Below are 22,457 nucleotides of genomic sequence, written 5' to 3'. Positions count from 1 at the left end.
TGACACATTTTTGACCGCCGATTCACCCTCAGCGCGAGCGAATCCGTAGTTCAACCTTGACCGTACGGATGTCGCAGCAAGAGGGACGGCATGAACCGCATCGGCCAAGGACTCCTTTCGCTCTTTCTGACCACCGTCGCGGCCGCGCCGCTGGCGGCCCACGCCCAGACGCCCGCAGATACCGACGTCGAAGGCGTCGTGGTCACCGGCTCGCGCATCCGCGTCAGCCCGCTCGACAAGACCCAGACCGTCTTCCAGATCGACCAGGAGGCGATCGCCAAGACCGGCCTGACCTCGATCGTCGACGTGCTGCAGCGCGTGCCCGCCGCCGGCGGCGGCCTCAATTCCAAGTTCAACAACTCCGGCAACTTCGGCAATCCGCCCGACGGCGGCGGCGTGGGCGCCGGCTCGGCCGAGATCGACCTGCGCTACCTGGGCTCGCGCCGGGCCCTGGTGCTGGTCGACGGCCAGCGCTGGGTCAGCGGGGCCTCGGCCTCGGGCGTGCCGGGAGCGGTCGACCTCAACACCATCCCCAGCGCCATGATCCGCAACGTCGAGATCCTGCAGGAGGGCGCCTCGCCGATCTACGGCTCGGACGCCATAGCCGGGGTCATCAACATCATCACCCGCGAGCGCCAGCAGGGCCTGGAGCTGTCGGCCCAGGTGGGCGGCTACGGCGAGGGCGACGGCTTCTCGCAGGACTACAACGTCTCGTGGGGGGCCTCGGAGGGCAAGACCAGCATCGTCGTCGGCGGCGGCTACTTCAAACAGAAGAGCGTGCTGTCGGCCGATCGCGACATCTCGCTCTATCCCAGCCCCTACGGGACCTCGTGCCTTTCGGGCGGCTGCTCGTCGGGCACGCCGCTGGGCCGGTTCATCGTCAGTGATCCCAACACCGGCAACGACATGGACCTGACCCTGAAGGCGGCCCTGGCCGCCGGGGTGCGGCCCACCTACACGCCGCTGGATCCCACCGGCGCGGGTAGCAGCTTCCGCAATTTCGCCGGCGACGCCGACCGCTTCAACTTCCAGCCCTACAACTACATCGTCACCCCGTCCGAGCGGGTCAGCCTGTTCGGGGCGGTGACCCATGACTTCACCGACAGCATCAAGCTGAAGGTGCGCGGCAGCTATGTGCAGCGCAAATCGGCCAACCAGGCCGCGCCGATCCCGCTGTTCGTCGGCCCTGACGCCGGCAACGGCAACCTGCTCGACACCATCTCGATCGACGCCACCAACCCCTTCAACCCGTTCGGCTTCACCCTGACCAACGGCACCTACGCCTTCGTCGGCCGGCGGATGATCGAGGCCGGACCCCGCCACTACGCCCAGACCGTCGACACCTGGAACGTCAACGCCACCCTGTCGGGCGACTGGGCCGTCGGCTCGCGCCGCTGGTACTGGGACGTCGGCTACACCGCCTCGCGCAACCACGCCGAACAGAGCTTCACCGGCAACATCAACGCCCAGCGCGTGCAGCAGGCCCTGGGCCCGCTCTCGGCCTGCACCGGCTCATGCGTGCCGCTCAACATCTTCGGCGGGGTCGGCTCGATCACTCCGCAGATGCTGGACTACATCGGCTTCACCCAGCAGGACGTCTCGCAGCAGGAACTGCACGACTTCACCGCCAACCTGACCGGCGACCTCTTCGAACTGCCGGCCGGCCCGCTGGCCTTCGCCGCCGGCTACGAGCACCGCGAGACCAAGGGCTACTTCCAGCCCGACGCCATCGTCGCGGCCGGCCTGTCGTCGGACATCCCCGCCCAGCCGGCCAAGGGCGAGATCAAGGTCGACGAGGCCTATCTGGAACTGCGCGCCCCGCTGCTGGCCGACCTGCCGCTGATCCACCGGCTGGAGATCTCGGGCGCCGGGCGCTGGTTCGACTATTCCACCTCGGGGTCGGACTCGATCTACAAGGCCGGCCTCAACTGGCGGCCGACCGAAGACGTGCTGGTGCGCGCCTCCTGGGGCCAGGGCTTCCGGGCCCCGTCGATCGGCGAGCTCTACGGCGCGGCCTCGCGCTTCGACCAGGAGATCACCGACCCCTGCTCGGACATGCTGGGCCTGTCGGGCGGAACCCCGGCCAGCGCTACCGTACGCGCCAACTGCGTCGCCGCCGGCGTGCCGGCCAGCGGGTCCTACGTGCAGCTCAATCCGCAGCTGTCGGTGATCACCAGCGGCAACGACAGCCTCAAGCCCGAGACCAGCGAGAGCAAGAACTTCAGCATCGTCTGGGAGCCCAAGGCCCTGAAGGAAGCCAGCTGGGCGAGCGGCGGCTCGATCGAGCTGGCCTATTCCGACATCGAGCTGGACTCGGCGATCCAGGCGCTGTCGGGGGAAAGCCTGCTGTCGCGCTGCGCCGAACTGGCCGACGCCCTGGCCTGCTCGACCATCACCCGCACGGCCTCGGGCCAGGTGGCGGCGATCACCAACCCGCTGATCAACATCGGCGGCATCCAGACCCGGGCCATCGACCTGAACCTCTTGTGGACCTCGCCCGACTACAGCTTCGGCCGCCTGGCGGTGCGGTCGTACTCGACCTTCCTGCTGGAATTCACCGAGATCGTGCCGACGGCCACCGGCTTCACCGAGATCCCGCGCGAAGGCACCGAGCGGGGCAGCCCCGACCAGGCCTATCCCAAGACCAAGTCGACCTTCACCGTCGACTGGGACTGGAAGAACTGGGGCGCCAGCGCCTCGGCCCGCTACCTGTCGTCGATCAAGGAGACCCAGGCCGCCGACGCCAAGCTGGCCTCGCGCACCTATGTCGACGCCCAGCTGCGTTGGAAGCCGGATTTCCTGGGCGAGACCACCGCGGTGGCCTTCGGGGTCAACAACCTGTTCGACAAGGACCCGCCAGGCTGCATCAGCTGCGGCCTCAACAACTTCGACCCCAACGCCTATGACGCGCCGGGGCGCTACTTCTACTTCCGCCTGACCTATCGGCAGTAGGGGCTGAACTTGGACGCGGTCGTGCTACTGCTTGGAGCATGACCGCGCCCGCCGCCTCCGCCGCCGAGCATCAGGCCCTCACTCGCAAGATCACCACCTTGGCGGTGGGGACGGCCGCCATCCTGATCGTCATCAAGGGGGCGGCCTGGATCGCCAGCGGCTCGCTGGCCATGCTGGCCTCGCTGGCGGACTCGGGCCTCGACCTGGTGGCCTCGCTGATCACCTTCTTCGCCGTGCGCTACGCGGCCGAGCCGCCCGACGCCGAGCACCGCTTCGGCCACGGCAAGGCCGAGGCCTTCTCCAGCCTGATCCAGGCGGGCCTCGTCTTCGCCTCGGCCGCCCTGATCGGGCGCGAGGCGATCGAGGGCCTGCTGCACCCCAAGCCGGTCGAGAACAGCGTCTGGGGGATCGGCGTGATGATCGTCTCGATCGTCCTGACCCTGGCCCTGATCCGCGCCCAGGCCGCGGTGATGGCCAAAACCCGCTCGGTGGCCGTGGCCGGCGACCACGCCCACTACGCCGCCGACCTGGCCTCCAACGCCGTGACCTTGCTTGGCCTGGCCGCCGTCGCCCTGCTGGGCTGGACCTGGGTGGACGCCGCCGCCGGCCTGGTGGTCGCCGCCTGGCTGCTGTGGGGCGCGGTCGGGGTGCTGCGCCAGGCCGCCGACCAGCTGATGGACCACGAACTGCCGGTCGAGGAACGCGAGCAGATCCTGGCCCTGCTGACTAACGATCCGCGCATCGGCGGCGTGCACCAGCTGCGCACCCGCGCGGCCGGCCCGCACATCCACGTCCAGGGCCACATGGATCTGGCCGCCGGCCAGAGCCTGGCGGAGGCCCACGCGATCATGACCGCCGCCGAGGACCGGGTGAAAGCCGCCTTCCCCACGGCCGATGTGCTGCTGCATCCAGACCCGCGCAAATAAATCCTCCCCCTCTGGGGGGGTGTCGGCGAAGCCGACGGAGGGGGGTGTGCTTGATGAGACTGCCAGCCCATCGAAAGCTGAAAACGTCCCCCCTCCGGCCCTTCGGGCCACCTCCCCCAGAGGGGGAGGATCTTGCCGGCCTCTTGCTCTCCGGCCGCTATGCGCCCAATTAGCGGCCTTCTCCCAATGACGAGCCCCTTCTCCATGGACGACACCCTGGCCCGCCTGCCCGACGCCTTTTCCGGCAAGACCGTGCTGGTGCTGGGCGACGTCATGCTCGACCGGTTCGTCTATGGCGCGGTCGACCGCATTTCGCCTGAGGCCCCGGTGGCGGTGATCGCCATCGAGCGCGAGACCACCATGCTGGGCGGGGCCGGCAACGTGGCCCGCAACGTCGCCGCCCTCGGCGGCCGCGCGGTTCTGGCCGGGTTGATCGGCGACGACGACGCCGGCCGCGCCGTGCAGGCGCTGGTCGAGCGCGAGCCGGGCCTGGAGAGCGCCCTGGCCGTCGATCCGGGCCGCCGCACCACCGAGAAGACCCGCTATGTCGCCGCCTCGCACCAGATGCTGCGCGCCGACCGCGAGGACCGCCACCCGGCCGACGCCGCCCTGGTGCTGACCGCCTTCGAGAAGGCGCTCGCCTCCGCCGACGTCGTGGTGCTGTCCGACTACGCCAAGGGCGTTCTGACCCCGCAGGTCCTGGCCGCCGCCATCGCCGCCGCCCGCGCCGCCGGCAAGCCGGTGATCGTCGACCCCAAGAGCCGCGACCTCTCGCGCTACGACGGCGCGACGGTGATCAAGCCCAACCGCCGCGAGGCCGCCGAGGCCACGGGCGTCGCCGGCGCCGGCGACGAGGCCGCCGAGGCCGCCGGCGAGGCGATCCTTTCCGCCGCCCCCAATCTCTCGGCCGCCCTGGTCACGCGCGGCGCGGCGGGCATGACCCTGTCGCAGCGCGGCGAGGCGCACGTTCACCTGCCGGCCAGCGCGCTGGAGGTGTTCGACGTCTCGGGCGCGGGCGACACCGTGGCCGCCACCCTGGCCCTGTCGCTGGCCGCCGGGGCGGATCTGCCGGCCGCCGCCCGTCTGGCCAACGCCGCCGCCGGCCTGGTCGTGGCCAAGCTGGGCACCGACGTGGTCACCGCCGGCGAGCTGAAGGCGGTTCTGGCCGGCGCCCACGGCGATCCCGGCCAGGAAAAGATCGCCGCCCGCGAGCGGATGCTGGAGATCGTCGCCGGCTGGCGGGCGCGCGGCCTGAAGGTGGGCTTCACCAACGGCTGCTTCGACCTCCTGCACCCCGGTCACGTCTCGCTGCTCGCGCAAGCCAAGGCCGCCTGCGACCGCCTGGTGCTGGGCCTCAACACCGACGCCTCGGTCCAGCGGCTGAAGGGACCGACCCGCCCGGTGCAGAAGGAAGAAGCCCGCGCCGCCGTGCTGGCCTCGCTGTCGGCCGTCGACCTGGTCACCCTGTTCGACGAGGACACCCCGCTGGAACTGATCACCGCCATCAAGCCCGACGTGCTGGTCAAAGGCGCCGACTACACGGTCGAGACCGTGGTCGGCTCGGACGTGGTGCTGGCCAATGGCGGCCGCGTGGTGCTGGCCGATCTGAAGGCAGGCCAGAGCACCACGGCGCTGATCGCAAGGGCGAACAGCTGATCCTTCTCCCCTTGCGGGAGAAGGTGTCGACGAAGTCGACGGATGAGGGGTCGAGCGGGCGGTTCTGAGAGACCCCTCACCCGACCTGCTTCGCAGGCCACCCTCTCCCGCAAGGGGAGAGGGATTGCGGCGCACACCTCAAAAACGGCCATTCGGGCGAATAGTCCTTGCTTGGCAATATCTTGTTAAGCAAAGCGGCGCATCGATCAGACGATGCAGCCTGAACGCATGTGGGCATGAGCGTCGAACGCACCCTTCACCATTTCCCGCTCGACCCGGCCTCGCGCCAGGTTCGCCTCGCGCTGGGCGAAAAGCGGGTGGCGTTCTCCGAGGTCCAGGTGCGCTATTGGGAGTCGCCGCCGGAGTTCACGGCGCTGAACCCGTCGGGCCTGACGCCGGTGCTGGTCGAGACTCGCCACCAGCGCACCTCCGTGGTCTGCGAAACCCGCGCCATCCTCGAGCATATCGAGGAACAGGAACCCGAACCCGCCCTGTTGGGCCGCGAGGCCGGCGAGCGCGCCGAGGCCCGCCGCCTGATGCAGTGGTTCGACCGCAAGTTCGACAACGAGGTCAACGGCTTCCTGCTGCACGAGAAGATGGAAAAGCGCCTGCTGCGGATGGGGGCGCCTGATCTCGGCGCCCTGCGCCAAGGCCGCGACGCCCTGCGCAATCACATGGGCTACATGGAAAGCCTGCTTCAGCAGCGCGACTGGCTGGCCGGCCGCCGCATGAGCCTGGGCGATTTCGCCGGCGCGGCGCACCTCTCCGTCATCGACTATTTCGGCGACGTGCCGTGGAAGGACTTCCCCGCGGTCCGCACCTGGTACATGAAGCTGAAATCGAGGCCGTGCTTCAGGCCCATCCTGGCCGACCGCTGGCCCGGCCTCGCGCCGGCCGCGCACTATGACGACCTCGACTTCTGATCTGACGCCTCAAATTATCCGGGACGAGATCCGCCGCGAAGCCCTCGCGCTGGGCTTCGACGCCTGCGGCTTCGCCTCGGCGGCCGACGCCTGGCCGAACGGGCAATGGCTGCGCCAGTTCGTGGCCGAGGGGCTGCACGGGGCCATGGGCTGGATGGAGGAGACGCTCGAGCGGCGCAGCCACCCCACCGCCATGTGGACCGATGCGAAGAGCGCCGTGGTGCTGGGCGTCAACTACGGCCCCGACATCGACCCGCTGACCCAGCTGGAGCACCGCGACCGCGCCGCCATCAGCGTCTACGCCCAGGGCGACGACTATCACGACGTGGTCAAGAAGCGCCTCAAGCAGCTGGCCGGCTGGATGCACCGCCGCTGGGGCAATGAGGTGAAGGTGTTCGTGGACACCGCGCCCCTGATGGAAAAGCCGCTGGCTCAGCGCGCGGGCCTGGGCTGGCAGGGCAAGCACACCAACCTCGTCTCGCGCCAGTTCGGCTCGTGGCTGTTCTTGGGCAGCGTGCTGACGACCCTGGACCTGCCGCCGGATCCGGCCGAGTTCGACCGCTGCGGCTCGTGCCGGGCGTGCCTGGACATCTGCCCGACCAACGCCTTCCCCGCCCCGCACCGGCTGGATGCGCGGCGCTGCATCTCGTACCTGACCATCGAGCTGGCCGGCCCGATTCCGGACGAGTTCAGACCCCTGCTGGGCAACCGCATCTACGGCTGCGACGACTGCCTGGCCGCCTGCCCGTGGAACAAGTTCGCCAGCCTGTCGGCCGAGGCCAAGTTCCACGCCCGCGAGAGCCTGAAGACCCCGTCACTGGCGGAGCTGGCCGTGCTGGACGATCCGTCGTTCCGAGCGCTGTTCAGCAAGAGCCCGATCAAGCGCATCGGCCGCGACCGCTTCGTGCGCAACGTGCTCTACGCCATCGGCAACAGCGGCGATCGCGGGCTGATGGCCGTGGTCGAGCCCCTGCAGGCCGATCCCGACGAGACCGTCCGCGACGCCGCCGGCTGGGCGGCGTCGCGATTGTCCGGGCTTCAGCCGGCCAGCGACACGAGGTAGCGGCCGTACTCGGTCTTGCCCATCGAGCGGCCCAGGGCCTTCAGCGCCTTGGCGTCGATCCAGCCCTTGCTGAAGGCCACCTCTTCGGGACAGCCGACCTTCTGGCCCTGGCGCTTTTCGATGGCGCGGATGAACTCGGTGGCCTCGACCAGGCTGTCGTGGGTGCCGGTGTCCAGCCAGGCGTATCCGCGACCCAGCTTGGCCACCGACAGCGCGCCCTTGTCGAGATAGAGCCGGTTGATGTCGGTGATCTCGATCTCGCCGCGCGGCGACGGCGGCAGGTCGCGCGCCATGTCGACCACCTGGTTGTCGTAGAAATAGAGACCGGTCACCGCCCAGTTCGAACGCGGCTTCTCCGGCTTCTCCTCCAGCGAGACGGCCCGGCCGTCATCGTCGAAATCCACCACGCCGTACCGTTCGGGATCATTGACGTGATAGGCGAAGACGGTGGCGCCCACGCCCGAAGTCGAGGCGCGGGCGAGCTCTTCCGACAGGCCGTGGCCGAAATAGAGGTTGTCGCCCAGGATCAGGGCGCAGCGGTCCTCGCCGATGAACTCCTTGCCGACGATGAAGGCGTCGGCCAGCCCGCGGGGCGTCTCCTGCACCGCATACTCGAAGCGCACGCCCCAGGCCGAGCCGTCGCCCAGCAGGTCCTTGAACAGCGGCGTGTCCTTGGGCGTCGAGATGATCAGGATGTCGCGGATCCCCGCCAGCATCAGGGTGCTGATCGGATAGTAGACCATCGGCTTGTCGTAGATCGGCAGCAGCTGCTTGCAGACCGCTCGCGTCAGGGGGTGCAGCCGTGTACCCGAGCCGCCGGCCAGAACGATGCCTTTCATGGGACGTCTAGAGCTCCATCTCGGTCATGCAGGCCGTCAGGCTTTCGCGCCACGGACGGGTGCGCCAGTTCAGCGCGGCTTCGAGCTTTCCGCAGTCGAGCCGCGAATTGGCCGGCCGGCGCGCGGGCGTCGGATAGTCGGCGGTGGTGATCGGGCGAACCTTGGCGGTCGGCCCGCCCCGTGCGGCCGATACCTCGAATACGGCCTGCGCCAGGTCGGCCCAACTGGCGTCGCCCGCGCCCGACAGGTGATAGACCCCCGCCAGCGCGGGATCGGCGGCCAGGGCGTCGGCCGTGACCAGCGCGGCCTCGGCGCAGTCGCGCGCCCAGGTCGGCCGACCGATCTGGTCGGCGACCACGCCCAGTTCGTCGCGATCGGCGGCCAGGCGCAGCATGGTCTTCACGAAGTTCGCGCCGTGGCGGCTGTAGACCCAGGAGGTGCGCAGGGTCGCCGCCGCGCCGCCGGCCTGCGCCACCTTGCGCTCGCCGGCCAGCTTGCTGGCGCCGTAGATCCCGGTCGGGCCGGTCGGGTCGGTCTCGACATAGGGACGCTCCAGCGTCCCTTCGAACACGTAGTCGGTGGAGAAGTGCACGAAAGGCAGGCCCAGCGCTGCGCAGGCCGCAGCCATGGCGCCGGGCGCCGCAACGTTCAGGGCATAGGCGGCCTCGGCTTCGCTTTCGGCGCGATCGACCGCGGTATAGGCCGCCGCGTTGATCACCGCCGAGGGAGCGACCGCCTCGATCAGGCCCGCGATCGCACCGTGGTCGGAAAGGTCGAGCGTCTCACGCCCGGCGAAGGTCATCGGACGCCCTGTCCGCTCGGCCAGCAGGGCGAGTTCCTGCGCGACCTGGCCGCTACGGCCGAAAACCAGGATCGGACGCGCCATGTCCCGTCAGCCGGCCTTGGCCAGCAGGCCCAGTCGACGGCCGTCATAGGCCTCGCGCAGCGGACCCCACCAGTCGGCGCGCGCCAGATACCATTCCACCGTCTTGCGGATGCCGGTCTCGAAGGTTTCGCGGGCGCGCCAGCCCAGCTCGGTTTCCAGCTTGGTGGCGTCGATCGCGTAGCGGCGGTCGTGGCCCGGACGGTCGGCGACGAAGGTGATCAGGTCGCGGTGCGAGCCCGCCGCGCTGGGGGCCAGCTCGTCCAGCAGGTCGCAGATGGTGTGGACCACCTGAAGGTTGGTGCGCTCGTTGCGCCCACCCACATTGTACTTCTCGCCCGGACGTCCGGTTTCCAGGATCGTGCGCAGGGCGCGGGCGTGGTCCTCGACGAACAGCCAGTCGCGGATGTTGGCGCCGTCGCCGTAGACCGGCAGCGCCTTGCGATCCAGGCCGTTGAGGATCATCAGCGGGATCAGCTTCTCGGGGAAGTGATAGGGCCCGTAGTTGTTGGAGCAGTTGGAGACCAGCACCGGCAGGCCGTAGGTATGGAACCACGCCAGGGCCAGGTGGTCGGCCGCCGCCTTAGACGACGAATAGGGCGAGGTCGGCGCGTAGGGGGTGGTCTCGTGGAACAGGCCGTCTGCGCCCAGGCTGCCATAGACCTCGTCGGTGGAGACGTGGACGAAGCGGAAGGCCGCCTTGGCTTCGCCCGACAGGCCGCGCCAGTACTCCAGCGCGCAGTCCAGCATCACATAGGCGCCGACGATGTTGGTCTCGATGAAGGGGCCCGCGCCGACGATCGAGCGATCGACGTGCGATTCAGCCGCCAGGTGCAGGACGGCGTCGGGCTTGTGCGCCTCGAAGATCGCGCGGATCGCGGCGCGATCGGCGATGTCGGCCTGCACGAACACGTAGTCGGGAGAATCCGAGACCTCGGCCACCGAGGTCAGGGTGCCGGCGTAGGTGAGCTTGTCGACGTTGACGACCTGGTCGCCCGTTTCGCCAACCAGCAGACGGCACACGGCCGAACCGATGAAGCCCGCGCCACCCGTCACAAGTATCTTCACGACCTACTCCCCCGAGCCGCTCCGGCCTTGGAACAACCCAGCATAAACAAGCATAAGCGCCACGCGCGAGCGTCATAACATCGGTTCAGACCGCTCGATAGCCTAGATCGGGCGGCCGGGGATCCCTCGCCCGAAGGTTGCTCAGAACGCTTCGCCATAGACGAAGGCCGCGCCCAGTTCGGCCAACAGGGGCGCGCTCGCGTCCCGTTCGTTGGTGCTGATCTGGTCGGCGGGCAGCCCCCAGTCCACGCCCACGGCCGGATCGTTCCAGCGCAGCGCGCCCTCGGCCTGCGGCGCGTAGTAGTCGGTGACCTTGTAGAGCACCTCGCACTCCTCGGTGAGGGTGCAATAGGCGTGGGCGAAGCCCTTGGGCACCAGCAGCTGCTGGGCGTTATCGGCCGACAGCTCCGCCCCGACCCACCGGCCGTAGGTGGGCGAGCCCACCCGGATGTCGACGGCGACGTCCATGATCGCGCCGCGCACGCAGCGCAGCAGCTTGTCCTGGGCGTGCGGCGCCTTCTGGAAGTGCAGGCCGCGCAGGATGCCCTTGCGCGTCGAGCGCACGTGGTTGTCCTGCACGAACTGGCGGCCGGTGAACCCGGCTTCTTCCAGCGCCGACTGACGGAACGTCTCGGAGAACCAGCCTCTCTCATCGCCATGGCGCGCCGGCGTGATAAGCAGCACTTCGGGAATCGCCGTCGGCGTGATCTTCATGGACGCTACCTTTTGAACGCGAGTGCGCCACGCATGGCCCGTCAGACCGTCGATGGCAAGGGCCCCCTCTTCAGCGTCGTCGTCGTCGCCTATCAAAGCGGCCCCACCCTGGCGCGCTGCCTGGCCGGGCTGGCCGCGCAGACCTTCGGCGACTTCGAGGTGCTGCTGGTCGACAACGCCTCGACCGACGGCGCGCCGCAGGCGGCGGCCAAGGCCGATCCGTCGATCCGGCTTATCGAGCCGGGCGCCAACACCGGCTTCGCGGCCGGCAACAACCTTGCGGCCCGGGAGGCCCGCGGCCGCTGGCTGGTGCTGCTGAACCCCGACGCCTATCCGCATCCTGACTGGCTGGAGAAGCTGGCTTCGGCCGCCGCGCGCCATCCGGACGTCAGCAGCTTCGCCTCCCTGCAGCTGGTGGCCGACGAGCCCGGGCTGATGGACGGCGCCGGCGACGTCATGACCTCGGCCGGCATCCCGTTCCGTGGCGGCTATCGCCGCAAGGAGACGCCGAAGGTCTTCGAGGGCGAGGTGTTCTCGGCCTGCGGCGCGGCGATGATGCTGGACCGCGACCTGTTCCTGCGCCTGGGCGGCTTCGACGAGCGGTTCTTCTGCTACTGCGAGGACGTCGACCTGGGCTACCGCCTGCGGCTCGACAGCGAGCCCACCCTGCTGGTTCCCGACGCCAAGGTCGAGCACGTCGGTTCGGCGACCCTGGGCGTACGCTCGGACTTCGCCCTGTTCCACGGCACCCGCAACCGGGTCTGGACCTTCCTGAAGAACACGCCCTCGCCGATGCTGTGGTGGAGCGCGCCGCTGCACTTCGCCGTCACCGCCGGCCTCTTCCTGCTGCACCTGCGCCGGCGCGACGCCGGGCCGGTGTGGAAGGGTTTCAAGGCCGCCTTCGCAAAAGCCGACCTTGCTTCCATCCTGGCCTCGCGCCGCCAGATCCAGGCCGCCCGCAAGGCGCCGGCGGTCGACATCCTGCGGGCCATGGCCCTGGACCCGGTGGCCTTCTTCGGCCGCCGGATCGTCATCAGGCAGTGGCGAGGTCGTCGATCAGGCGGCGCATGAACTGGGCCCCGCGCTCCATCTGGGCGATCTCGACATATTCGTCGGGCTGGTGGGCCTGGTCGATCGAGCCTGGGCCGCAGATGACGGTCGAAAAGCCCGCGCCCTGGAACTGCCCCGCCTCGGCGGCATAGGGCGCCACACGCGCCGGGCCGTTGTCGCCGGCCATGCGGCGGGCGAAGGCCTCGGCCGCGCCGTTCGCTTCGGGGGCGAAGGACGGCGTCAGCGAACGGACCTCGACCTTGACCCCGCCTTCCGGGGCCTTGGCCTTGACCTCGGCGTCCAGCGCCGCCGCCAGGGCGAAGAAGTCGGCGAGAATGGCCTGCGGGTCCAGGCCCGGCGGCGTGCGCAGGTCGAAGACGAACAGGCACTGGCGGGCCAGGATGTTCACCGCCGTGCCGCCGTTGACCTGGCCGATGGTCAGGGTCGCGCCCTTGGGCATGAACGGCGAGGCCGGGTCGGCCTCTCGCTCCAGCCGCTCGGACAGTTCCACGAGGTGGTTCATCAGCTTGACGGCCACCATGTTGGCCGAGACGCCCAGATGGGTGAGGCTGGAATGGGCCTCGCGGCCGGTGACTGTCACCCAGTAGCTGGCGATGCCCTTGTGGGCCTGCACGGCGACCATGTCGGTGGGCTCGCCGACCACCACCAGGGCGGGCTTGGGCAGGTCGCGGGCGATGACCTCGATCATGTCGGGCGCGCCCAGGCACCCGACTTCCTCGTCATAGGAAAAGGCCAGGTGGACGGGACGCTTGAGGTCGCCGGCCGCGAGGTCGGGCGCGGCGGCAAGGGCCAGGGCCAGGAACCCCTTCATGTCGCAGGTTCCCCGGCCATAGAGCCGACCGTCGCGCTCGGTCAGGGTCCAGGGGTCGCTGGTCCAGGGCTGGCCGTCGACCGGCACCACGTCGGTATGGCCCGACAGCACGACCCCGCCCGGGGTGGCCGGACCGATGCTGGCCATCAGGTTGGACTTGGTCCCGTCGGCGTTGGGCACGCGCTGCGACGCCACGCCGAGGTCCGAGAGATAGGCCTCGACCCATTCGATCAGGGCGAGGTTGGAGCCGCGCGAGGTGGTGTCGAACGAGACCAGCTTGGCCAGGATGTCGACCGCGCGGGCGGAAAGCGCTTCGGGGGAGGAAACCATCCGCCGAGCCTAGAGCGCGCCGCCCCCGCCCGCCAAGCGCGGCGGGCGAGGCTCCGGCAGGATCGCGCGCCGAGCCGGGAAAAGCACATGGCCAGCGCAAGAAACGTGCTTCACCGTGACTTTCCTTCGCCAGGGCCAGACCTTAGATGAGGCCGACCATGATCCTGACCCTTTCCTGCCCCGACCAGCCCGGCATCGTCGCCAAGGTCTCGACCTTCCTGTTCGAGCGTGGCTGCAACATCCTCGACGCCCAGCAGTTCGACGACCAGGAGACGGGCGACTTCTTCATGCGCGTGGTCTTCGACGCCGACGGCGCCGACCGCGACGCCATGCGCGGCGAGTTCGAGGCCCTGGCCAAGGGCCTGTCGATGCGCTGGACCCTGCGCGATCCCGCCGAGCGCTATCGCGTCATGATCCTGGCCAGCAAGTTCGACCACTGCCTGGCCGACCTCGTCTATCGCTGGCGCATCGGCGAGCTGCCGATGGACGTCACCGCCATCGTCGCCAACCATCCGGCCGAAACCTACACCCACGTCGACCTGTCGGGCCTGCCCTTCCATCACCTGCCGGTGACCAAGGAGACCAAGTTCGAGCAGGAGGCCGCGCTCTGGAAGCTGATCCAGGAGACGCAGACCGACATCGTCGTGCTCGCCCGCTACATGCAGGTGCTGTCGGACGGCCTGGCGGCCAAGCTCACCGGCCGCTGCATCAACATCCACCACTCGTTCCTGCCGGGCTTCAAGGGCGCCAAGCCCTATCATCAGGCCCACGCTCGGGGCGTGAAGGTGATCGGCGCTAGCGCCCACTACGTGACCGGCGACCTCGACGAGGGTCCGATCATCGAGCAGGACGTCGAACGCATAAGCCACCGCGACACCCCCGAGGACCTGGTCCGCAAGGGCCGCGACATCGAGCGCCGGGTCCTGGCCCGCGCCCTGCGCTGGCGCCTGGAGGACCGGGTGCTGCTGAACGGCCGCAAGACCGTGGTGTTCACCGACTGACACGACGGATCCGCTCTGCGGATCACGGCTCGACCAATCCAGCCATTCCAACCGTCATCCCGGGCGGAGGGCCGCGCAGCGGGCCGCAGACCCGGGACCCAGGAGCAACCGCACTGCGCCGGCCTCTGGGTCCCGGCTCTCCGCTACGCTGCGGCCGGGATGACGATAGTTTTCGGCAAGGCGTTCAGACCCTTCCCTAGAAGTCCACCTGCACCGAGACCCACAGACGGCGGGGTTCCTGGTTGTTGGTGTATTCGGGGGCATAGGCCACCGGCGTCCCGTAAGGCAGCTGGCGCACGAAGTCCTTGTTGAACAGGTTGTAGATCGTGGCGTTCAGCGTCACGGCTTCCGTCGCCTTGAACGAGCCGCCCAGGTGGAACAGGCTGTAGGCCTTGTAGTCGCCCAGGGCGACGCGGGCCGGGCCCTCGCCGCGATAGCGCTCGCTGCGGTATTCGCCGCGCACCCAGGCGTTCACCCGGTCGGTCACCCGCCAGCGCAGGTTGCCGTTGACCATGTGCTCGGGCGTGTCGGTCAGCTTGCGGCCGGCCTCGGCCCCGCTCTTCTGCTCGCTGTCGGTGAAGGTGTAGTTCAGGCCCGCCGTCCAGTCGTCGGCGAAGCGCCAGCGCGCGGCCGCCTCGACGCCCTGGGTCACCGCCTCGTCGATGTTGATGCTCTGGCCGAAGGTGGCGGCGTTGGGGAAGAAGCCCACGTCGACGCAGCCAGCGGGACGGCCCTGGCCGGAATTGTACTGCGCCTGGGTCAGGCCGAAGGCGCAGTTGGTCACCGGCGGGCCCGAGGCGATCTTGTCCTCGAACTTGTTGTGGAAGACCGTGACGTTGGCGGTAAAACCGGCCTGGTTGTCGTAGTAGGCGCCGGCCTCGGTGCTGGTGCTGGTTTCCGGCTGCAGGCCCGGCGAGCCCAGCAGCGGCAGGCGGCCCTGCTGGCCGAAGCCGTTGATGCCGGGGGCCAACTGCTCCAGGCGCGGGGTCTTGAAGCCCTGGCTGACGCCGCCCTTGAAGGTCCAGTTCTGGTTGGCGTTCCAGACGAGATAGGCGCGCGGGCTGAAGTGGCCGCCGAACACGCTGTGGTCGTCGTGGCGGGCGCCCAGGGTCAGGGCCAGGCCCTCGGTGAAGCGCCACTCGTCCTCGGCGAACACGGCCCACTGCTCGTGCACGAACGGCTGCGGCGCGACGCCGTCCTTCATCTCGGCGTCCCAGTACTGGCCGCCGATGGTGAAGGTGTGGTTCTTCCAGCGCGAATAGAGCTTGGTGTCGAAGATGGTGTTGGTCGACTCCAGGTCACGCGCGCCGCCGGCCCCGGCCACGCCGTTGGGGATGATCCGGCCGATGGTCTCGGTCTTGGCCTGCGAGAGGTTGCTCTCGATCTGGCCGAAGGGCAGGCGCCAGTTGTGGGCCAGGGCGATCTGGCGGCGGTTGAACTCCAGGGCGTTGGCGTAGCCGCCGGCCGTGGTGTTGGTGCCCATCTGCCCTTGCGAATTGTCGTACCACTGGGTGGACTCGTCGATGTCGAGCCACAGGTCGTGGTCGGCGTGCGGCGTCAGCGTCAGGCGCGCGCCGATCGTGCGCAGCTCGCTCTTGGTGGCGCTGCGGCCAAAGCCGGTGATCGGCGCATCGACGCCGCCGACGTTCTCGAAGGTCAGCTTGGAGGCTTCGCGGTTCTGGAAGCTGCCGCGAACGGCCAGGCCCAAGAGGTCGCGGATGATCGGGCCGTTGGCGTAGAGGTTGCCGCCGTAGAGATTGCCGAACTCGTCGTCGCCCTGCAGCGTGCCGTCGAGGCTGGCCGTGCCGCTCCACTTGGTCCCGACCTTGCGGGTGATGATGTTGACGACGCCGCCCATGGCGTCCGAGCCGTAGAGGGTCGAGACCGGGCCGCGCACCACCTCGATGCGCTCGATGGCGGCCACCGGCGGCAGGAAGCTGGTCGAGGTCTCGCCAAAGCCGTTGGGCGTGACGCTGCCGGCGGTGTTCTGGCGGCGGCCGTCGATCAGGATCAGCGTGTAGTCGCTGCCCATGCCGCGGATGTTGATGTTGAGGCCGCCGGTCTTGCCGACCGCGCCGCCGACGTCGACGCCTTCGACATTGGTCAGCACTTCGGCCAGGCTGGCCGCGCGCATCTCCTGCAGTTCCTCGCGGGGAACCACGGTGACGCTGGCCGGGGCGTTGACCAGCTTCTGCTCGAAGCCGGCCGCGGTGACGACGACGCCGTCCAGGTCGGCCGCGTCCGGCGCGGGCTCGGCGGCCATGGCCGCGCCCGACAGGGCCAGGGCCGCGGCGGACCCCATCAGAACGGAAGCAAACGAAACGCGCGACATCCCCAACTCCAGCCAAGCTTCTTGCGAGTGAGTGTCGCTATCAGCCCGGCAAGCCGGAGAACCAAGCGCTTTGACCGCGCCGAAACGATTTGAAACCGGCCAGAAACGTGGGCGCAAGGAACGCGCCCACGCTCGGCCCCGTCCGTCAGGCCACGGATCAGCTCTTGGGGGCTTGAAGCTTGCTGCGCAGCACGTCGATCAGCTCGATCTTGAAGACCAGGGTGCTGCCCGGGGGGATGTCGGCGCCGGCCTGGTTGTCGCCATAGGCCAGATCGGCGGGCACATACAGCATCCACTCGTCGCCCGGACGCATCAACTGCATGGCCTCGACCCAACCCGGGATCAGGCCGCGCAGCGGGAACGAGGCGGGCACGCCGCGCTCATAGGAGCTGTCGAACACGAAGCCGTCGAGGCGCTTGCCCTCGTAGTGGACCTTGACCTCGTCGATCGGGCGCGGGTGCAGGCCGGTTTCCGGACCCGAGCGGATCACCTTGTATTGCAGGCCGCTGGGCAAGGTGACCACGCCCGGTTCCTTGGCGTTCTTGGCCAGGAACTCAGCGCCGGCGGACTTGGAGGCGGTCATCGCCGCCTGCCGCGCGGCGAGATCTTCCTTGGAAGGACCACACCCCGCCAGAGAAAGGCCGGCGAGGGCCGCGAGAAGAAGGAACCGAGCGCGCATGAAAGAGTTTCCGATGGCCAAATCCGCGTCCTGAGCTAGCAGGCCTGGCGCGAACATCAATCATTCCGTGCTTGGAACGCATTCCCGACACCGTTGTCACGCAACGGTGGTGGCGCGCTCCGGGGGCGCGCTCTAGAACTCTGTCCATCCGAGACACAGACACGAGGTGCTCATGAAACCCGTCCGCAAGGCCGTCCTTCCCGTCGCCGGCTTGGGCACTCGCGTTCTGCCCGGGACCAAGTCGACGCCGAAGGAGCTTCTCAACGTCGTGGACCGGCCGATCCTGTCCTATATCGTCGAGGAAGGCCGCGCCGCCGGCATCGAGCACTTCGTCTTCGTCACGGGTCGGAGCAAGGGCGCGATCGAGGACTATTTCGATCACCAGATCGAGCTGGAGATGCAGCTCGAGGCCAAGGGCAAGCTCGAGATCCTCAAGCAACTGCGCGACGAGCTGCCCAAGCCGGGCGAGATGAGCTTCGTGCGCCAGATGGCCCCGCTGGGCCTGGGCCATGCGGTGTGGTGCGCCCGCGACATCATCGGCGACGAGCCGTTCGCCGTGCTGCTGCCCGACGTCATCGTCGATTCCCCCAAGTCGGCGCTCAGCCAGCTGATCGAGGTCTATGACCAGGTCGGCGGCGGCAACATCATCGGCGTCGAGGAAGTGCCCGAGAGCGAGACCCACAAGTACGGTGTCGTCGCTCCCAGCAAGGTCGAGGGACGCCTGGCCACCATGAGCGGCATGGTCGAGAAGCCGGCCAAGGGCACGGCCCCGTCCAACTGGGCCATCGCCGGCCGCTACATCCTGCAACCCGAGATCTTCGACCTGCTGGCCAGCCAGGAGAAGGGGGCCGGCAACGAAATCCAGCTCACCGACTCCATGGCCAAGCTGATGCAGGACCAGGCCTTCCACGCCTATGTCTACGAAGGCGACACCCACGACTGCGGCGACAAGATCGGCCTCCTGAAGGCCAATGTCGCCCTGGCGCTCAAGCGCCCCGACCTCGGCGAGGCGGCCCGCGCGGCGATCTCGTCGCTGCTGTAGGGATCGTCCAGGATTGAAATTGAAAAGGCCCCCATCGTGTGATGGGGGCCTTTTTCATATCGACACCCAACTCGTCATCCCGGCCGTAGAGAAGCGGAGAGCCGGGACCCAGGGGACTGGGCTCAGCGCAACGACTTGACGCGCGGCATGGCCACCGCTGTGCGGCGGCCCCTGGGTCCCGGATAAGCCCTGCGGGCTTTCCGGGATGACGAGCCTTTAAAGGTTTCCTGCCCCGACTAAACCGTGCGCGGCGGGTAGCCGTGCTCGCGCAGGGCGTCGATGACTTCCTGGGTGTGCTGGGCGTCGCGGGTCTCGATGGTGATGTCGAACTCCGCGCCCTTGGCCGGCACGTCCAGCGCCAGGCGGTTGTGGTTCACCTCGATGATGTTGGCGCCCATGGTCCCGATGACGTGCGAGACGGTGGACAGCAGGCCCGGACGGTCGTCGCCGACGATGCGCAGGGACACCAGGCGCTGGGCGCGCACCAGCTCGCGGGTCAGCACCGAAGCCAGCAGGCGGGTGTCGATGTTGCCGCCGCACAGGATCAGGCCGCACTTCTTGCCGCGGAAGCGCTCGGGATAGGCCAGCAGCGCCGCCAGCGAGGCCGCGCCGGCCCCTTCCGCAATGGTCTTCTCGACGTTGCAGTACAGCGAGACGGCCTGCTCCAGGTGTGGCTCTTCCAGCAGCAGCACGTCGTCGAGCAGCGGGCGGGCGACGCCGTAGGTCAGTTCGCCGACCTGCTTGACCGCGACCCCTTCCGCTATGGTCTGGCCGCCGCAGTGAGCCTGCACGCCGCGCATCTTGGCGGTGAACGAGGGGTACATGGCCGGTTCGCAGCCGACGATGCGGATATCGGGCTTCAGCGCCTTGGCCGCGGTGGCCACGCCGCTGATCAGGCCGCCGCCGCCGATCGGCACCGGCAGGATCTCCAGATCCGGCGCGTCTTCCAGCATCTCCAGGGCGATGGTGCCCTGCCCGGCCATGATGTCGTAGTCGTCGAACGGATGGACGAAGGTCAGGCCCTGTTCGTCGCGCAGCTTGCGAGCGTGGGCGTTGGCGTCGTCATAGGTCTCGCCCTCGATGACCACGGTGGCCCCGAAGTCGCGGGTGTGCTGCACCTTCACGAACGGGGTGGTCTTGGGCATGACGATGGTGGCCGGCACGCCGAGACGCGCGGCGTGATAGGCCAGGCCCTGGGCATGGTTGCCGGCGCTGGCGGCGATGACCCCGCGCTGCTTCTCGGCGTCCGACAGCAGCAGAAGCTTGTTGAGCGCCCCGCGCTCCTTGTAGGCGGCCGTGAACTGGAGGTTCTCGAACTTCACCCACACCTCGGCGCCGGTGATCTTCGACAGGGTCCGCGAATAGCGGCACGGCGTGCGCTCGATGTGTCCGGCGAGGCGATCGGCGGCGGCGCGGATGGCGGTGATGTCGAGGGTCATCCTGCCCTTGCGGAGAAAGAGGCCGACGGACCGGGCCCGTCGCGGGAAGGCCCCGCTGTAGCAACGCAGGGCCCGAGCGCCAATCCCAGTAATGCGCGCCGTCCGAATTCCAGCTTTGTCTATTGACCGCCGGACCCGACCGACTAGACGGAACGATCACGCGGTCACAGCCGGAACCTGTCTCGCCGTCATGCTCGAAGCTCTGGTTGACCGCCTGCGGACCGCCTTGCGGTCTCTGTACCTGCTCGCCTTTCCGGGCGTGCTGTCCACGCCGCAGCTGAGCTTCACCATCGACATGCCGGCCGGCCGGCGCGCCTTCCGCCCCGTGCGCGGCCGTTTCGTCATCCGCGGCTGGGTCGTGACGTTCGAGGACCGGCAGGCGCCGGCCGTGCGCGTCCGGGTCGGCCGGGCGGTCTATGGCGCACGCCGGATGTCGCGGCCCGACGTTCGCGACGCCTTCGGCCTCGACCTGCCGGAAAGCTGCGGGTTCGACCTGGCGCTGCATCTGGGCCGAGGGCTGCATCTGGTGCAGATCCAGGTCCAGACCGGGGCCGGCGGCTGGCGGCCCCTGTCGACGGGCTGGGTGCTGTCCCTGGGCCTCAAGCCCAAGCCGTCCCCGAGGGTGGACTACGGCAGCTGGACGCGGCTGGAGGCCGCCTGGCTGGACGCCGAACGCCCAGAACTCGCCCGCCATGCCGCCGAACTGGAGGACGGGCCGCAGTTCCTGGTCACGATCGGCGGCGACGGCGATCGGGCCCCGACCCTGGCCTCGCTGGATCGCCAGATCTATCGGCGCTTCTCGATCGCGCCGGAGACGCCCGCCGCCCCGGCTATGGCCGGCCGCTACACCCTGTTCCTCCAGGCCGGCGACGTCCTGGCCGACGACGCCCTCTACGCCCTGGCCGACCAGGTCGCCATGCGCGGCCCGCTGGATGTGATCTATGGTGACGAAGACCTGGTCGACGCCGCGGGCGAAAGGCGGCCGGGCGCGTTCAAGCCGGGCTGGAGCCCGCTGTACCTGACGGGCGCGCCATGGCTCGGCCGCGCCGTGGCCTATGCCGCCGACCTCGGCGACAGCGCCGCAGACGCCCTCGCCGCCCTGAAAGCCCGGTCCGAGGTCCGGACGGCGCAGGTCCGCCGGGTTCTGCTGCATCGCCCGTCCGGCGACCTGGAGGCCCTGCGGCGCGAGATCGCCGGCGCGCCCGCTCCGACGGCGGTCTCCTCCCCGGCCGTGCGTCTGGTGCTCATCGACGGCGCCGCCGGGACAAAAGGCCTGCCCGCCGTGGCGGTCGACCGCGCCATGCTCGGCGGCTGGGCGTCTCCCCCCTCATGGCTGGAGACGATCGGCGACGACGAGGTGCTGGTGTTCATCGAGCGCGAGGCGGCCGCGCCCGCGCCTGAAGATCTTCACAGGCTGGCCGCCGCCCTGACTCTTCCGGGCGTGGGCGTAGCCGGCCCGGCCCTGGCCTGGAAAGACGAGCTCTGGTGCGGCCTCACCGGCGGCTGCGGCGATCCCGAACCGATCCGACTGGGCCGCGACGCCCTCGCCCCGGCGGTTGTGCATGAAGTCCTGGGGGTCGGCCTCCAGGGCCTGGCCACCCGCAAGCGCGACTTCGTGGCGGCCGGCGGCTTCACGCCTTCCATCGGCGGCCTTCTGCAGGGTCTGGATTATTGCCTGCGCAGCGCCGACCGGGACCAGGTCACGGTGGTGGAGCCCGCAGCCCGCCTGGCGCTGACGCGCACGCCCAGGCCGCCCGCCCCCGAAGCCGTCAGCTGGCACCAGCAGACCTGGCCGGAGGCCTGCGCGCAGGACCCCTTCTATCGGGAGGACGCCCTGGCGACCCATCCCGCGACCCATGCCCCAGCCTTCCTGGTGCGGATCCCATGACCTCTTCCCCGCCCGACGCCGTCGTCGCCTTCCTGCTGCGCCGCGGCGATGCGGCCTGGCGCGAGCACGCCGCCGCCTTCCTGGCCTCCTACGAGGCGTTCGACGCGGGGCGCAGCCACCGGCTGCTGGTGATCCTCAAGGACTTCGAGAACGCCGGCGACGAGGCCGAGGCCCATGCGCGACTGGCTGGAGCCCGCTATGACGCGCTGGTCGTGCCCGAGGCCGGCCGCGACATCGGCGCCTACATGGCCGTCGCCCGCCATCTGGGCGACGAGCGGGTCTGCTTCCTCAACAGCCATGCCCGGGTGCTCTGTCCCGGTTGGCTGAGACAGCTGGACCGGCACCTGGACCGGCCGGAAGTGGGGATGGTGGGGGCGACCGCGTCGTTCGAAAGCCTGCGCGCGCTCGATCCGGCGTTTCCGGGCTTTCCCAACCCGCACCTGCGCACCAACGCCTTCATGGTGGCCGCGCCGCTGTTTCGCGAGATCACCGCCGACCTGCCGATGGTGACGCGCCAGGACGCCTTCATGTTCGAGAGCGGCGCCCTCAGCATGACCAATCGCGTGCTGGCGGCCGGGCGGCAGGTCGTGGTGGCGGGGCGCAACGGGCGGGCCTACCCGGTGGACTGGTGGCCCTGGAGCGGCGGCTTCCGCCAGGGGCTGCAGGAGAACCTGCTGGTCGGCGACAACCAGACCCGGCATTTCGATCGGCTGCCCTGGCCCGAACGGGTTCTGCTGGCGAACGCGACCTGGGGAGAATTCCGCAGCCGGACGTCGCCGCCGCCGCGGACCTGACCGGCTTCCCCCGGGGGAGGCCGGTCAGGTCGGACTTGGGCGAGCC

At 69.3% G+C, this 22,457-nt stretch carries 18 protein-coding genes; 10 read left to right on the top strand and 8 right to left on the bottom strand.

The window, feature by feature from the left end; all coding sequences use genetic code 11:
* Positions 1–90 precede the first annotated feature (90 nt).
* The 5 genes from P7A99_RS08720 to queG all read left to right on the top strand — a co-directional run bounded on the left by P7A99_RS08720 (position 91) and on the right by queG (position 7,520).
* Positions 91–2,952 (top strand): TonB-dependent receptor domain-containing protein, encoded by a 2,862-nt coding sequence (locus P7A99_RS08720; protein ID WP_277793499.1) that lies wholly within the window; start codon positions 91–93, stop codon positions 2,950–2,952.
* A 38-nt stretch (positions 2,953–2,990) separates the two neighbouring features.
* Complete coding sequence (locus P7A99_RS08715) at positions 2,991–3,878, top strand: cation diffusion facilitator family transporter (RefSeq protein WP_277793498.1); 888 nt, start codon at positions 2,991–2,993, stop codon at positions 3,876–3,878.
* Positions 3,879–4,082: 204 nt separating this feature from the next.
* A complete protein-coding gene (rfaE1, locus tag P7A99_RS08710; RefSeq protein WP_277793497.1) occupies positions 4,083–5,534 on the top strand; it encodes a D-glycero-beta-D-manno-heptose-7-phosphate kinase in 1,452 nt (483 codons plus the stop codon).
* A 236-nt stretch (positions 5,535–5,770) separates the two neighbouring features.
* A complete protein-coding gene (locus P7A99_RS08705; protein WP_277793496.1) occupies positions 5,771–6,457 on the top strand; it encodes an FtsZ-binding protein FzlA in 687 nt (228 codons plus the stop codon).
* Positions 6,438–7,520 (top strand): tRNA epoxyqueuosine(34) reductase QueG, encoded by a 1,083-nt coding sequence (gene queG / locus P7A99_RS08700; RefSeq protein WP_277793495.1) that lies wholly within the window; start codon positions 6,438–6,440, stop codon positions 7,518–7,520. The genes P7A99_RS08705 and queG overlap by 20 nt, the downstream gene beginning before the upstream one ends.
* Here queG and rfbA read toward each other — a convergent pair.
* From rfbA to rfbC, 4 genes are all read right to left on the bottom strand, one after another.
* Entirely contained in the window at positions 7,496–8,359 is an 864-nt protein-coding gene (gene rfbA, locus P7A99_RS08695; RefSeq protein ID WP_277793494.1) for a glucose-1-phosphate thymidylyltransferase RfbA, read from the bottom strand. The two genes, queG and rfbA, sit on opposite strands and share 25 nt — an antisense overlap.
* Positions 8,360–8,366: 7 nt before the next feature.
* Positions 8,367–9,245 carry a dTDP-4-dehydrorhamnose reductase gene (gene rfbD / locus P7A99_RS08690; RefSeq protein WP_277793493.1) on the bottom strand — a complete coding sequence of 293 codons (879 nt, stop codon included), beginning with the start codon at positions 9,243–9,245 and terminating at the stop codon, positions 8,367–8,369.
* Between the two features lie 6 nt (positions 9,246–9,251).
* Positions 9,252–10,310 carry a dTDP-glucose 4,6-dehydratase gene (gene rfbB, locus P7A99_RS08685; protein ID WP_277793492.1) on the bottom strand — a complete coding sequence of 353 codons (1,059 nt, stop codon included), beginning with the start codon at positions 10,308–10,310 and terminating at the stop codon, positions 9,252–9,254.
* Positions 10,311–10,451: 141 nt separating this feature from the next.
* Positions 10,452–11,024 carry a dTDP-4-dehydrorhamnose 3,5-epimerase gene (gene rfbC, locus P7A99_RS08680; protein ID WP_277793491.1) on the bottom strand — a complete coding sequence of 191 codons (573 nt, stop codon included), beginning with the start codon at positions 11,022–11,024 and terminating at the stop codon, positions 10,452–10,454.
* 33 nt (positions 11,025–11,057) lie between these two features.
* Between rfbC and P7A99_RS08675 the strand changes: the two genes are divergently transcribed.
* On the top strand, positions 11,058–12,095 hold the full coding sequence (locus P7A99_RS08675; protein WP_277793490.1) for a glycosyltransferase family 2 protein: 1,038 nt from the start codon (positions 11,058–11,060) through the stop codon (positions 12,093–12,095).
* Here P7A99_RS08675 and argE read toward each other — a convergent pair.
* Entirely contained in the window at positions 12,058–13,236 is a 1,179-nt protein-coding gene (gene argE / locus P7A99_RS08670) for an acetylornithine deacetylase (protein WP_277793489.1), read from the bottom strand. The two genes, P7A99_RS08675 and argE, sit on opposite strands and share 38 nt — an antisense overlap.
* 158 nt (positions 13,237–13,394) lie before the next feature.
* Between argE and purU the strand changes: the two genes are divergently transcribed.
* Positions 13,395–14,237 carry a formyltetrahydrofolate deformylase gene (gene purU, locus P7A99_RS08665; RefSeq protein WP_277793488.1) on the top strand — a complete coding sequence of 281 codons (843 nt, stop codon included), beginning with the start codon at positions 13,395–13,397 and terminating at the stop codon, positions 14,235–14,237.
* 196 nt (positions 14,238–14,433) lie between these two features.
* Here the strand turns inward: purU and P7A99_RS08655 are convergent, their stop codons facing one another.
* Together P7A99_RS08655 and P7A99_RS08650 are read right to left on the bottom strand one after the other, a co-directional pair.
* On the bottom strand, positions 14,434–16,569 hold the full coding sequence (locus P7A99_RS08655) for a TonB-dependent receptor domain-containing protein (RefSeq protein ID WP_277793487.1): 2,136 nt from the start codon (positions 16,567–16,569) through the stop codon (positions 14,434–14,436).
* 157 nt (positions 16,570–16,726) lie between these two features.
* A complete protein-coding gene (locus P7A99_RS08650) occupies positions 16,727–17,248 on the bottom strand; it encodes an FKBP-type peptidyl-prolyl cis-trans isomerase (protein WP_277793486.1) in 522 nt (173 codons plus the stop codon).
* A 172-nt stretch (positions 17,249–17,420) separates the two neighbouring features.
* Between P7A99_RS08650 and galU the strand changes: the two genes are divergently transcribed.
* Positions 17,421–18,290, top strand: a complete 870-nt coding sequence (gene galU / locus P7A99_RS08645; RefSeq protein WP_277793485.1) for a UTP--glucose-1-phosphate uridylyltransferase GalU — start codon at positions 17,421–17,423, stop codon at positions 18,288–18,290.
* A 236-nt stretch (positions 18,291–18,526) separates the two neighbouring features.
* On the opposite strand, the gene P7A99_RS08640 is transcribed toward galU, so the two are convergent.
* A complete protein-coding gene (locus tag P7A99_RS08640) occupies positions 18,527–19,729 on the bottom strand; it encodes a threonine ammonia-lyase (protein WP_277793484.1) in 1,203 nt (400 codons plus the stop codon).
* A gap of 190 nt (positions 19,730–19,919) precedes the next feature.
* Between P7A99_RS08640 and P7A99_RS08635 the strand changes: the two genes are divergently transcribed.
* Entirely contained in the window at positions 19,920–21,617 is a 1,698-nt protein-coding gene (locus tag P7A99_RS08635; protein WP_277793483.1) for a hypothetical protein, read from the top strand.
* Entirely contained in the window at positions 21,614–22,411 is a 798-nt protein-coding gene (locus P7A99_RS08630) for a hypothetical protein (RefSeq protein WP_277793482.1), read from the top strand. Before P7A99_RS08635 ends, P7A99_RS08630 begins: the two co-directional genes overlap by 4 nt.
* The last annotated feature ends 46 nt before the right edge of the window (positions 22,412–22,457 follow it).

It is taken from the genome of Caulobacter endophyticus (assembly GCF_029543245.1).
Lineage (GTDB): Bacteria > Pseudomonadota > Alphaproteobacteria > Caulobacterales > Caulobacteraceae > Caulobacter > Caulobacter endophyticus_A.
Note: the sequence above shows the minus strand (reverse complement) of the source record. Positions and strands in the feature narration are given on the sequence as shown.